Source organism: Kocuria rhizophila DC2201 (assembly GCF_000010285.1).
GTDB lineage: Bacteria > Actinomycetota > Actinomycetes > Actinomycetales > Micrococcaceae > Kocuria > Kocuria rhizophila_A.
The window spans coordinates 1,194,136-1,206,897 of the sequence record NC_010617.1; the positions used below are offsets into that span (position 1 = coordinate 1,194,136).

At 73.2% G+C, this 12,762-nt stretch carries 7 protein-coding genes and 1 tRNA gene; 2 read left to right on the top strand and 6 right to left on the bottom strand.

What is annotated here, in order from left to right; translation table 11 throughout:
- Window positions 1–98 precede the first annotated feature (98 nt).
- Together KRH_RS05300 and KRH_RS05305 are read right to left on the bottom strand one after the other, a co-directional pair.
- Window positions 99–695, bottom strand: coding sequence for a DUF2231 domain-containing protein (locus KRH_RS05300; protein WP_041297343.1), 597 nt, complete (start codon window positions 693–695; stop codon window positions 99–101).
- Window positions 696–903: 208 nt separating this feature from the next.
- Window positions 904–979, bottom strand: a tRNA-Arg gene (locus KRH_RS05305).
- A 232-nt stretch (window positions 980–1,211) separates the two neighbouring features.
- Here KRH_RS05305 and ssb point away from each other — a divergent pair.
- Together ssb and ettA are read left to right on the top strand one after the other, a co-directional pair.
- Window positions 1,212–1,916 carry a single-stranded DNA-binding protein gene (gene ssb / locus KRH_RS05310; protein ID WP_012398160.1) on the top strand — a complete coding sequence of 235 codons (705 nt, stop codon included), beginning with the start codon at window positions 1,212–1,214 and terminating at the stop codon, window positions 1,914–1,916.
- A gap of 222 nt (window positions 1,917–2,138) precedes the next feature.
- The gene (ettA, locus tag KRH_RS05315; RefSeq protein WP_012398161.1) at window positions 2,139–3,821 is read left to right on the top strand and encodes an energy-dependent translational throttle protein EttA; all 1,683 of its coding nucleotides are present in this window, start codon (window positions 2,139–2,141) and stop codon (window positions 3,819–3,821) included.
- A gap of 481 nt (window positions 3,822–4,302) precedes the next feature.
- On the opposite strand, the gene KRH_RS05320 is transcribed toward ettA, so the two are convergent.
- From KRH_RS05320 to KRH_RS05335, 4 genes are read right to left on the bottom strand one after another with little or no spacing between them, the layout of a single operon-like run.
- Window positions 4,303–7,017, bottom strand: a complete 2,715-nt coding sequence (locus KRH_RS05320) for a GNAT family N-acetyltransferase (protein ID WP_041297344.1) — start codon at window positions 7,015–7,017, stop codon at window positions 4,303–4,305.
- Window positions 7,014–8,945, bottom strand: a complete 1,932-nt coding sequence (locus tag KRH_RS05325; RefSeq protein ID WP_012398163.1) for an IucA/IucC family protein — start codon at window positions 8,943–8,945, stop codon at window positions 7,014–7,016. The genes KRH_RS05320 and KRH_RS05325 overlap by 4 nt, the downstream gene beginning before the upstream one ends.
- Window positions 8,942–11,206 carry a GNAT family N-acetyltransferase gene (locus tag KRH_RS05330; protein ID WP_012398164.1) on the bottom strand — a complete coding sequence of 755 codons (2,265 nt, stop codon included), beginning with the start codon at window positions 11,204–11,206 and terminating at the stop codon, window positions 8,942–8,944. Before KRH_RS05330 ends, KRH_RS05325 begins: the two co-directional genes overlap by 4 nt.
- Window positions 11,203–12,678 (bottom strand): pyridoxal phosphate-dependent decarboxylase family protein, encoded by a 1,476-nt coding sequence (locus KRH_RS05335; RefSeq protein WP_041297345.1) that lies wholly within the window; start codon window positions 12,676–12,678, stop codon window positions 11,203–11,205. Before KRH_RS05335 ends, KRH_RS05330 begins: the two co-directional genes overlap by 4 nt.
- Window positions 12,679–12,762 lie beyond the last annotated feature (84 nt).

Below are 12,762 nucleotides of genomic sequence, written 5' to 3' on the forward strand. Positions count from 1 at the left end.
CCTCCCGTCCGCGTGGGCTTCGTTCGCCGCTCGGTCACCATGGACGGGCAGTTCGGTGGTGCACCGCCGGCCGCGGAAGCCCCCCCCCCCCCGCGGCCTCAGTGCTCGCGCCCGTTGGTGCCGTCGTCGTAGGCGGCGTCGCGCGAACCCACCTGACGGGACACCGACAGGTGTCCGCCGAGGTACCCGCCGAGACCGGCCGCGGACATGCCGCCCAGTGCCAGCACGCGGCCCAGACCGTGGCGGCCCGCACGGCGGGCGAACCACGAACCAGCCTGCAGTGCGGCGGCCGCACCGTTCGCCCCCGCGTGCACCACGGTCACGCGCTTGTCGCGCTGCTGCAGCCCCGAGTACTCGGCCCAGCCGGTGAGAGCGGAGGGCACGGCCGAGAGCACACCGACGCCCGTGAGCAAACGCGCGGCCCGGCGGCCGTCACTGCCGCCCAGGGTGTCCAGCACGAGGGCGCTCATCCAGGTACCCATGGGGACCTCGATGATCAGGGGGTGCAGGGCGTGCCCCAGCCGCTTGCCGCGCAGCAGATCGCGAATGCTCTCGTTGCCGGTGATCACGGAGGAGAGCGCGTTGGCCGCGGTGACCGCGGGATCCAGGGCACCCGCATTCTCGAGCGCCCGCATAGGCGGGGTCAGCAAACTCTCGGGGGTGGTGGAGGTGTGGACGTGCTGGGACGTGGTCATGGTGGGTGCCTCTCGTCGCTGACAGTGTGAGGTCATTTTCGCACCGTCGCGGCTCGGCGAACACCCCTGCAGATGCGGTGCGGATCCTTCATCACTTGTCGTGGCTCCCGCCCCGGCGTCATCCAGCCATGGCCACGGCGCGGGAGCCGTGGGAGAACGGTCCCGCACGGACGAGGCCGTTCTCCAGGCCAGCTCGCCGAGCACGTGGTGGTGCCCCAGGAGGGAGTCGAACCCCCGACCAAGAGATTAGAAGGCTCCTGCTCTATCCACTGAGCTACTGGGGCGTGGCGCGCAGCAATCACCCAGTTTAGCAACGCGTCGACTGCCCGCCGCGCGTGCCCGTGCGGAGCGTCCTGCACAGCCCCGACGACGCCGCCGCCCGGCCGGGCGGTCTCCCCAGATCCGGTGCGCGGCGCTCGCGGCGGCCCCGGTGCGCCGGACAGTGGGAGCACCCCGTACCGGGGTTCACCGACCGCACCGGGACGCCCCGGGAGGTCACGAGACGAGGAGCACCTCATGAGCGAGCACGTCACCCTGCGCGGATTCGTGGGCAAGGACCCGGAGTCACGGCTGTTCGAGGACGGCACCATGGTGGCCAGGTTCCGCCTGGCCACCACCACCCGGCGCTTCGACGCCGCCAGCAACACGTGGCAGGACGGGTCCACCAACTGGTACACGGTGCGCTGCTTCCGCACCCTGGCGATGCACGTGATGGCCAGCGTGCGCTGCGGGCACCCCGTGGTGGTCACCGGCAAGCTGGGCATCAACGAGTGGCAGTCGGAGACCGGACCCCGCACGGTGGTCCAGGTGGACGCCGCCGCCGTGGGCCACGACCTCAGCTTCGGCACGGCCAACTTCTCCCGTTCGGGTGGGCGGGCCCAGCGCTCCGGCAACGCCGAGGGCGCACAGGCCCGGGAGGACACCGGTGACGGTTCCGCGGACGGCGCGAGCGGCGTCGTCCGGGGCGAGGACGAGGCGGGAACCGGAGCCCGGTACCGGGACGCGCAGTCCCTGGGCCTGGGCGAGGACGGGTACGTGGACGTGACCTCTGGCGCGGTGATCGCCGTGGACGCGGACGACCACACGTTCGACGGTCTGGGAGCCCACGGCGATGGCACTGACGAGACCGGTGGGACCCGGGACGCCGGTGGGGACGACGAGGACACCGCGGGGGAGAGCTCCACGTCCGAGGACAGGGAGCCGGCAGCGGCCGCCTCGTGAGTGGCCCGCGGCCGAGCGCCCAGACGCGTTCCGGGTGGGCGGGGGCTTTAGCGGGTGCACCGTTCGCGGGGCGCGTGCGAGCCTGCGGGGCCGCCGCACACACGGGGGTGTTCCGGGTCCGGCCGGAATGCCTCCCCGCCCACGGTGGCACCGGCCACACCACCGCGGTGCCCACCGGGATCGTGGCTCGCGGGGGCACGGCGGCGCGGTAGCCTGGAGGGCATGGCGGAATTTATCTACACCATGAACAAGGCCCGCAAGAAAGTGGGCGACAAGGTCATCCTGGACGACGTCACCATGTCGTTCTTCCCGGGCGCCAAGATCGGCGTCGTGGGCCCGAACGGCGCGGGCAAGTCGACCATCCTGAAGATCATGGCGGGGCTGGACCAGCCCTCCAACGGTGAGGCCCGGCTGAGCCCCGGCTACTCCGTGGGCATCCTGCTGCAGGAACCCCCGTTGAACGAGGACAAGACGGTCCTCGGCAACGTGGAGGAGGGCGTGGGCGAGATCAAGGCCAAGCTCGACCGCTTCAACGAGATCTCCGCGGAGATGGCCGAGCCGGACGCCGACTTCGACGCCCTCATGGAGGAGATGGGCAAGCTGCAGGAGGAGATCGACTCCGCCAACGCGTGGGATCTCGACTCCCAGCTCGAGCAGGCGATGGACGCCCTGCGCTGCCCCCCGCCGGACGCGGACGTGAAGGTCCTCTCCGGTGGTGAGCGCCGCCGCGTGGCACTGTGCAAGCTGCTGCTGGAGAAGCCAGACCTGCTGCTGCTGGACGAGCCCACCAACCACCTGGACGCCGAGTCCGTGCTGTGGCTCGAGCAGCACCTCGCGAGCTACCCCGGTGCGGTGCTGGCCGTGACCCACGACCGGTACTTCCTGGACCACGTGGCGGAGTGGATCTGTGAGGTGGACCGCGGTCGCCTCTACCCGTACGAGGGCAACTACTCCACCTACCTGGACACCAAGGCCAAGCGCATGGAGATCCAGGGCAAGAAGGACGCCAAGCAGGCCAAGCGTCTCAAGGACGAACTCGAATGGGTCCGTTCCAACGCCAAGGGCCGCCAGACCAAGTCCAAGTCCCGTCTGGCGCGTTACGAGGAGATGGCGGCCGAGGCCGAAAAGACCCGGAAGCTGGACTTCGAGGAGATCCAGATCCCACCGGGGCCCCGCCTGGGCAACCAGGTCATCGAGGCCAGCGACCTCAAGAAGGGCTTCGGGGACCGCTCCCTGATCGACGGGCTCTCGTTCTCGCTGCCGCGCAACGGCATCGTGGGCGTGATCGGTCCCAACGGCGTGGGCAAGTCCACCCTGTTCAAGACCATCGTGGGTCTCGAACCGCTCGACGGCGGCGAGCTGAAGATCGGCGATTCCGTGCAGATCTCCTACGTGGACCAGAACCGCGAGAACCTGGACCCGGAGAAGACCCTGTGGGAGGTCGTCTCGGACGGGCTGGACTACATCAACGTGGGCAAGGTGGAGATGCCGTCCCGCGCCTACGTCTCCGCGTTCGGCTTCAAGGGCCCGGACCAGCAGAAGAAGGCCGGCGTGCTCTCCGGTGGTGAGCGCAACCGCCTGAACCTGGCGCTGACGCTGAAGCAGGGCGGCAACCTGCTGCTGCTGGACGAGCCCACCAACGACCTCGACGTGGAGACCCTCGGCTCGCTCGAGAACGCGCTGCTCGAGTTCCCGGGCTGCGCCGTGGTGGTCTCCCACGACCGGTGGTTCCTGGACCGCGTGGCCACCCACATCCTCGCGTGGGAGGGCACCGAGGAGAACCCGGACACCTGGTACTGGTTCGAGGGCAACTTCGACGCGTACGAGGAGAACAAGGTGGAGCGACTCGGCGCCGACGCCGCTCGGCCCAAGCGCCTCACGCACCGTCGTCTCACGCGCGACTGACGGCTCTGCCCGGTCCGCCGCACGACGACGCCCCGGTCACCGCCCGCACCAGGGCAGGTTCCAGCGATCCCCGCGGCACCCTTGAATGTCAAGGAGCTGCGGGGATCGTGTCGTCGGATGAGATGCACGTGGCGTTCATGTCGGGCCCGGTGGGCTGCGAGGTTCCGTGCACGGTCGGCGGCCACCGGGGAGTGAGTCCGGGGGCCGGCCCCGGACGTCGATCGGGCGAGCGGCAGCCTCGGCGCGGCACGGAAAGAGCCTCTCCCAGGATTCGTGCCCCGGGGCAGCCCGGCCGGCCAGCACGAGGCTGGTCCCCGTCACGACGACGGTCCGGTCATCGCGACATTGTCCCCGGTCGCGACGATGCCCGGTGCTCCCGGGGCGTGGGCGGCCACCGCGGCAGCACCACCCCGGTCACCCTTCGACAAACGATGACCGGGGTGGGCTCACACCCTCCAGCGCCTGTGGGCAGCGGGCGTCGTCAGCCCTGGGCGTGGGCGGCTGATCCGTCGAGGCGCAGGAACGCGAGCCGCCCGGTCTTGCCCGGCAGCTCGATGGCGGGGCCGAGCTCGAAGCCGATGGCCTCCAGCCGGGCGAGGGCGCGGTCGTTGGACACGTCCGGTTCGGCCACGATGCGCCGCGCGGTGCCGTGGCGGGCGATCTGCTTGAGCACCGCGCGCCCGAACGCTCCGGTGAATCCCGGCGCGCGTTGCCGCGTGGGCGCGAGCAGCACGTGGACCCCCAGGTCCCCGGGCTCCACCCGGTACGCGGCACCCACGGGATCGGCGTGCGGCTCGTAGGTCTGGAAGATTCCGGCGGGGGTCCCGTCGAGCTCCAGCAGCCACGCGTGGTGGGTGGGGGAGTCGGCCAGATACCCGTAGACCTCCGCGACCTGCTCGCGGGTGAGCCCGGTCATGCCCCAGAAGCGCGCGCGGGGTGCACTGACCCACTCGTGGATCACGGCGGCGTCGTGCGCGGGATCCACGGCGCGCAGCCGAGCGTGCGCTCCGGCGTCCGCCGCGTCTGCCGGGATCGTGCCGAGGTCGATCACGCTGCCCGGGGTGCCCACCGCTCCCGCGGGCACGAACGGCAGCGCCTGGTCCATCTCGCCGCGCGCCCAGCGGTGCACGGGGGCCTCGTCTAGCCCGCCGCGGTCCACGGGATCGGGGGTGATCCACCACGACGCCGCGGGGTCGGCGAGGTCCCACAGCACCCGGGCCGCGGGCACCCGCAGGCACGCGGGCCCCGAGCCGGGCAGGGTGCCTGCGGCGAGCAGGCAGTCGGTGTCCCCGCCCACGGCCACCGGCGTGGCAGGTGTCATGGCGGGGTCCGCGCGCCACGGGGCGAACGCGTGCAGGGTCCCCCACGGGGGCAGCAAGGACCCGGACGGTCCCAGGTGCTGCTCAGCCACCCGTTCCAGGGCCTCCAGGGCGCACCCGGTGACGTCCACTCCCAGGCCCGGTCCGCGGCGGACGATGTTCTCCACCGCGAGACCCACCCGTCCGGTGCCGTCCAGGAACGGGTCCCACAGTGCGGGCATGCCCGTGGGTCCGACCAGCGCGCGCAGCTCGGTGCGGTCCACGAGTTCGCGCACGAACGCGTCGCGCCACACCGCGAACCAGGACGCCACGGTGGACCCGGTGGCCATGTCCCCGTCCCACGCGAGCAGCCGGGCCCGCACCCAGGAGGCGGTGTGGGAGAGCCGTCGCCCGGGCGCGGCGGGGCGACCCGCCACGGGTGCGTCGTCCTCGGGCGCGCCCTCGGCGGACGCGCCCCCGGCGGCGCGTACCGGCTCGGCGAAGAGACTCCGCAGCAGCCGGGGCCAGTGGGGTGCCGCGGTGTCGAGCTGCGCGGCCAGCAGGTCCTCGTGGCGCACGACCCCGTGCTCGGCCACGGCGGCGTCGAGCAGGGCGGCCGCCCGGTGCGCCCGGTGCGGGGAGGCACACGCGAGTCGCGCCGCGGAGCCCTCGGCGTCCGAGGGGCGCTGGTTGGCCCGCACCGTGATCCCGCGCGGTTCACGGGGTGGTTCGGCGGTCCCGTGGAACGCCCCGGCCACCGTGTGGCGGCACCGCCCCTCGGAGTCCGCGGCGAGCACGTCGTTGCACGGCACGGCCCACCCGGACTGCGCGGCCACCACGTCCTCCGCCGTCCGGGCACCGAGCAGCTCCCGGCACGCGGCGAGCGCTCGGGAGGGCTCCGGCACGGGGGCGGGGGAGACCACGGTGACGGTCGCGGTGGCACCGGGGGCGGCGTCGTCGAGCAGGGCCTGCTCCGCCTCGGTGCCGGGCAGCACGAAGCCGGCCCCGCAGCAACGGACGGTGACGGGCCGCTCCACACCGTCGCGGGCCCGCAGCACGGCGTGGCGGACCGCGAGCGGCTCGCCCGTGCCCGTGACGTGCCACGTTCCATCCCGCGCCTCGACGGGCAGCTCGGTGAGCGTTTCGGTCGCGGTCATGGCCGCGGTGATGGCCCACGCCGCGGTCTCGGTGCGCCCGAAGTGCGCCACGCCGGGCAGGCCCACGAGGGCCAGACCGCGCACGCGGAGCCCCGGAGCGGAGAGGCACACGGGCTGGTAGGGCCCGGACTCCTCGACGATCCGGTGCGGGTCCGCCGCGAGCAGCGGCGCGCCGCTCACGGAGAGCTCCCCGGGGACGAGCCACGCGTTGGAGCCGGCGCCCGCGGGGGACTCCGCGTCCAGCACGGGAACCCACGCCTCACCGAGCACGCGGCGCACGCGGCGTCGCCAGAGCTGCTCGGGGAGGCTGCCGGTGAGCAGGTGGGCGTCCAGGTGCACCGCGATCGGGGTCCACGGGTCCCACGGGCGCGGGGGCTCCTGCGCGAGGCCCGCCTCGCGCACATCGGGGGTCTCGGCCCAGACCCGCGCGAGCGCCTCCGAGATCCCCCGGGCGTACGCCGCGAAGAACTCCCGGTCCGGCCACGACGCCGCCTCCCACCAGCGCCGCGCGGTGCCCACGACGTCCGCGGCGAGACTCAGCGCGTCCGCCTCGAACGCGTCCGGGCCCAGCAGCTCGGCGGACCGGGACTCGGCCCGGCGGCGCAGCACCTCCGCGTACCACGCGCGGTCCAGACCGGTGACGTACCCGTGGCCGTGGGCCAGCGCGGTGAGGTCCTCGGCCTGGACGTGCGGCACGCTGGCGGGATCACGAAAGACCCGCCATCCCTGTCCCTCGATCATCGAACTCCTCCTCGGGTGTGGTCGCGGAACGCGGCGAGCGGATTCTCCAGCCGGCCCGCGTAGGTCAGGGACTCCGACTGGTTCGCGAGGTCCACCATGCGCTGGGGGTTGCGCAGCTGCAGCCGGTTCAGGCACGAGTGCGCGAAGCTCTCCCGGAATAGGTTTAGCTCCCGCCAGTGCTCGGGGAACCGCTCGCGGTGCTCGTCCAGGGACTGGGCGGCGATCCGCCAGAACCGCGTCTCGTCCAGGATCCCGGTGGTGTGCAGCAGCACGGCCAGGTGGCGCAGCACGCCGTCGAGCACGTCCGTGTGGACCGCGAGTTCGCGCTCCTCCGGGTCCGTGACGGCCCGGAGGCGCTCGATCTCTGCGGGCAGCGGACGGTTGCTGAGCACGGCGACCTCCTCGCCGAGGTCTTTCCAGAACGCCCCCACGGGGAAGCCGTCGCGCAGCCGCAGGATCACGTTCTCGCTGTGGGGCATCATCGTCGTGTCCTGGGACAGCAGCAGGTGGGCCACCGGCACGAGGTACACGTCCAGCAGCGCCCGGACCCAGTCTTCCGCAGGGACTCCCGAGCGCTCGATCCACGCCCCGGCCAGCGGGCGCCCGGCCCGGTCCGTGTGCAGCACGCCGGCGAGGCTCGCGGCGTGCTCACCCGGTGCCAGCAGGGGCAGCGGGGACTCGCGCCACAGGGCGGCCAGCTGCTTCGTGTGGTCCGAGCGCACCCCGCTGCGGTGGTGCGCGTCCCCGGTGTAGCCCACCGAGGCGTGCTCCCGCAGCACCCGGATGCCGCGCTCACGGAGGAACTCGTCCTGCTCGGTAATCGTGTGCAGCCAGTCGCTGATGGCGGGCATCGCGCGCATGTACGCGGGGGAGAGTCCCCGCAGGAAACCCATGCTGTGCACGCCCATGGCGGTCTTGGCGTAGTCCCGGTGCGGGTCGGTGACGTCCAGGAACGTGCGCAGGGACTGCTGGGCCCGCCAGAGGTGGTCACCCTCTCCCAGCAGGACCAGGTCCCGGCGCAGCACGTCCGGGAGCATCCCCGGCAGGATGCGGTGCTCCCACTGCCACGGGTGCACGGGGATCACGGTGTAGTCGTCCGGGTTCTCACCGGCGTCGCGGAGCACCTCGCGGAAGCGCTCGCGCTCGCCGATCGTGAGGTGACGCCGCACGTGCTCCTCGTTGTCCAGCTCCACGCCCAGGGACACGGTGCACAGGGACCGGCGCGCGGCCAGCCACGTCAGCGGGGTGGGCTCGGCGGCCTCCGGCGCCCAGGCCTCGGCCTCCGCGGCGCCCAGGCCCACGCGCCCAGAGCTCGCGACGAACCCGGGGTGTCCGCGGTCCAGGAAACGCTCCACCTCGGGCAGCTCGCTGTGGGCCAGCTCCGCCGCGGTGGGCGCGGGAGCCGCACGCCGCCGCGCCATCGAGTACATGGTGGCGGAGAGGTCCTCCAGGTACAGCGGCAGCATCTCGTCACTGAGCCCCAGCACGTCCCTGAGATCCAGCACGGCCTGCTGGGCGTCCGGCGCGGTGCCGCCCGTCTCCCGGCCGTCCGTGCTCGCGGGCACGACGACGCCCGGTCCCGGCGCGGCCGATGACGCAGCATCGCTGTCGCCGGGGCAGCCGTCCGGTGCGTGCTCGGGGTCGATGCGGCGCACCGAGTCCGGGTCCACCTCCCAGTGCTCGAGCGGGTGCCGGGTGGCCTCGAAGTACCAGCGCGGGGCACCGGAGGCGTCCGCCACCGTCCACCCGGCGCCGTGCCGCACGGGGCTGAGCAGCCGCTCGTGGCTGAACTCGGAGAACATCTTGGCCAGCACGTCCCGCTGCAGTGCACGCGCCGCCTGCCGGTTCAGGCCGGGCGCCCGCGTGGGGTGCGGTGCGGTGCGCCGGGCGCCGTCGGTCGGGTGCTGCCGCTGACCGAGGTCCGTCATCGGGTCACCTCCGTGCTGCCGTGCCCGGCGGCCAGCCGGGTGGTTGCCGTGGAGGGCGCGGTCCGCTCCTGCGGGCTTGGTGCCGAACCGTCCCGGGCGGTGGCGGCCGGGGGACGGGGACCGCTGGGTGCGGGCGCATCCTCGGCGCCATGGCTTCCGACGCCCGGGGAGTGCGGTGCAGGGCGTCGCTCGCGGCTGTCTGCGGCCGCGGGGCGCGGGCCGCCGGGAGCGGGCGAGTTCCTGACGTCGTCGCCCGGGGAGGAGGGGACACTGCGGCGCTCGGGGGCGGCGTCGTCCTCCCCGTCCTTCCAGGGGGCGGGGTCCGCGCGGTCGACCACGCTCACGCACGCAGTCTTGCCCGGCAGCCGGCACTCGCCGACCTCGCGGAACCCGGCCCACCGGTTGATCGCGCGGATCTTCTCGTTGCGCACGTCCGGTTCCACGAGCACCCGCCGCACCGCCGGGTCCGCGAACAGGAACCGAAGGGACGCGGCCATCACCGCGCGCGTGGTGCCGGGCACGGGACGGGTGGACGGAGCCACGAACAGGTGCAGACCGGCGTCCCCGTCGCGCACGGGCCACACCGCGGCGAGCGGGCTGCGGGCGGGGTCGTAGGTCTCGAGCAGGGCCAGGGGTTCACCGTTCTCGCTCACGAGCCACGCGTCCTCACCGGGGGCCTCGGCCATCCGGCGGTACTCGCGCGCAACGTCTTCCGGGGACGCGCCCACGAGCTCCCACGCGTGGGCGCGCGGGGCGCTGAGCCACGCGTGGAGCAGCGGCAGATCGGCGTCCACGTCCACGGGCCGCAGCGAGAACGAGCGGCCCTGCGCTCGGAGGCTTACAGCGCCGTCGTGCCACTGGGAGGGGTCCACCCGGGGCACGGAGGCGGCCTGCGGGATCATCCCGAAGCTCTGGAACGTGGTGTGCGCCTCGGTGGCGTAGGGGGTGCGTCCGGTGACGTGCGCCAGGACGTGGGCGTTGCGCAGCGCGCCCATGCCCAGATCCGGTGCGGTGAGGGCATGGGTGTGCTCCCCGTGGTTGAGCACGTGCACGGTGCCGTCCGCACTCGCCCGGTGGTGGCGCTCGGGGCTCAGCCGCCCCGCCGAGTCCAGGGTGAGCTGCTCGCGGACCGGCTCGAGCCAGTCCAGGGCCGCCGGGCGATAGCCGGTGGCGGCGACCACGGCGTCCGTGACCGTCTCGCGCACCCGGTGGTTCTCCGTGTGGCGCCACTGCAGCACCGTGCGCCCGGCCTCGTGCCACGCACCGGTCAGCTCGGTGGCCGCCACGAGACGGACCGGAGCCGCGTGGGCGTCCCCGCGGCGCACGTAGAGCGCCTCGTGGATCGCGTCCACCGTGTCGTCCGAGATCCCGCGGTGCAGCTGCGGCTGGGACGCGTTGAGCCGGTCCCGCTCCGCCTCCGGCAGGGACCGGAAGTGGTCCAGGTAGTCCGGGGAGGTCAGCTCCAGGGAGAGCTTGGAGTACTCCATGGGGTAGAAGCGCGGCGAGCGTGTGATCCAGTCCACCGCGGGACCGTCCGGGGCAGTGACCAGGTCCAGGAACACCTCGGCCGCGGACTGCCCCGAGCCCACCACGCTCACGTGCTCCCGGCTCACGAGGTCCTCGCGCCGCGTGAGGTACTCACCCGCGTGCACCGTGGCCCCGGAGACCTCCGAGAGCTGCGCGGGCAGCTGCGCGACGGTGCCGGTGCCCACCACCAGGTGGCGGGCCCACCACACGTGGCGCTCGCCGTGCGCGTCGACCTCCACGCACCACGGGCCCTCACCGGCGGGCCGGGTGACCCCCACGACCCGGTGGCCCCAGTGCACCCCGCGCACGCGCTCGGCGGCCCAGCGGCAGTACGCGTTGTAGTCCCGCCGCAACGGGTAGAAGGATTCCCGCACGTAGAACGGGTAGAGCTGGCCCGTCTCCTTGAGCCACTGCAGGAACGAGAACCGGGACGTGGGGTCCGCCATGGTCACGAGGTCCGCCAGGAACGGCACCTGCAGGGTGGCGTCCTCGAAGAGTAGCCCGGGGTGCCAGTCGAAGCCGTCCGCGGCGTCCAGGAAGGCGGCGCGCACGTCCGTCAGGGGGTCGGCGAGACACGCCAGACCCAGGCCGAAGGGGCCCACACCCACGCACAGCAGGTCCAGGGGGTCCTCCGGCGTGCCGCGGTCCAGGGTGCTGCGGTCCGGAGCGGCGTGGGCCGCGCGGGATGGCGCGGCGTCGTCGGTCGGGAACGGGGCGGATTCACGGGGGGTCATGCGACAGCCTTTCCGGTGTGCTCGCGGGTGGTCAGGTGCAGGGCGGTGGTGTGGACCAGGCCCAGGACCTCGCGGACGTCCTCCACGGTGGTCTGCGGGTTGAGCAGCGTGAGCTTGAGGCACGGGCGCCCGGCGATCTCCGTCTCGGCCACGGTGGCCTGCCCGGAGTCCCACACGGCGCGGCGGACCGCCCGCACCCACGGGTCCGGGCGGGGATCGGCGCAGTCCTGCGGGGGCAGCCAGCGGAACAGCACCGTGCTCAGGCTCGGATCGCACACGAGCTCGAAGCGCGGGTCCTCGCGCAGCTCCTCCGCCACACGGGCCGCGAGGTCGATCACCGTGTCGAACATCTCACCGATCGCGTCCGGGCCGAGGGTGCGCAGGGTGACCCAGAGCTTGAGGGCGTCGAAGCGGCGGGTGGTCTGCAGGGAGCGGTCCACCTGGTTGGGCTCGGGGGTGTCCGCGGGATTGAGGTACGCCGCGTGGTGCGTGCAGTGGCGCAGCGTGCGCCCGTCGCGCACCACCACGGCGGAGCACGCGACCGGCTGGAACCACGTCTTGTGGAAGTCCACGGTCACGGAGTCGGCCCGCTCGATGCCGTCCAGCATGGACCGGTGGGCGGGGGAGACCAGCAGGCCACCCCCGTAGGCGGCGTCCACGTGCAGCCAGATCCCGCGCTCACCGCACACCCGTCCGATCTGCTCCAGGGGGTCCACCACCCCTCGGTCCGTGGTCCCGGCGGTCGCCACCACGGCCATGGGCTCCAGGGACTGGGAGTCCAGGTCCGCGAGCACCCGTTCCAGGGCGGGCACGGACAGGGCACCCCGGGAGTCCACCGGCACGGGGATCACGCAGTCGTCGTCGAGGCCCAGGATGCGGGCGGCGGTGACCACGGAGAAGTGGCCCTCCGCGCCGGCCAGGATGCGCAGCCGGGCGGCCCGCACAGGCCGGGGTGGGGCGCCCGGGGTCTGGGCGGAGCGTTCGAGGCACTCGTCCCGGGCCAGCATCAGGGCCTGCAGGTTGGAGGTGGTGCCGCCCGGGGTGAACATCCCGTCTGCGGCGTCCGGGAAGCCGATGCGCCCGGCGGTCCACGCGAGCAGCGAGCGCTCCATCGCGGTGGCCGCCGTGGACTGGTCCCACGTGTCCAGGGACACGTTGACCGCCGCGGCCAGGGTCTCGGCGGCCACCGCGGGCACGGCCACGGGGCAGTTGAGGTGGGCGAGCGTGCGCGGGTGGTGGAACCACACGGCGTGGCGCAGCCAGGTGGAGTCCAGCTCGTCGAGCGTCGCGTCGAAGTCGCCCAGTGGCGCGTCGAGGTCGATACGGGACACGGCGCCCGTGAGGTCCTCGTGGACCGAGGGCTCGTGGGGCTGACGTGCGGCGGCCATACGGGCCGCCCCGGCGGCGGACGCCGCGGTGACGTCCCTCACGAGGTCGGTCACGGTGTCCTGGTGCAGCAGGGAAGAGCTCATGGAGCGGTGATCGCTTTCCGTTGGAGACACGCGGAGAAGGCAATAGGATACGAATCGGTATCTTATTGGCCGAGAGGTTAGGCT

Coding starts and splice junctions, on each gene's coding strand:
- KRH_RS05335 (WP_041297345.1), bottom strand. CDS start 12,678: ATGAGCTCTTCCCTGCTGCACCAGGACACCGTGACCGACCTCGTGAGG.
- KRH_RS05330 (WP_012398164.1), bottom strand. CDS start 11,206: ATGACCCCCCGTGAATCCGCCCCGTTCCCGACCGACGACGCCGCGCCA.
- KRH_RS05325 (WP_012398163.1), bottom strand. CDS start 8,945: ATGACGGACCTCGGTCAGCGGCAGCACCCGACCGACGGCGCCCGGCGC.
- ettA (WP_012398161.1), top strand. CDS start 2,139: ATGGCGGAATTTATCTACACCATGAACAAGGCCCGCAAGAAAGTGGGC.
- KRH_RS05300 (WP_041297343.1), bottom strand. CDS start 695: ATGACCACGTCCCAGCACGTCCACACCTCCACCACCCCCGAGAGTTTG.
- KRH_RS05320 (WP_041297344.1), bottom strand. CDS start 7,017: ATGATCGAGGGACAGGGATGGCGGGTCTTTCGTGATCCCGCCAGCGTG.
- ssb (WP_012398160.1), top strand. CDS start 1,212: ATGAGCGAGCACGTCACCCTGCGCGGATTCGTGGGCAAGGACCCGGAG.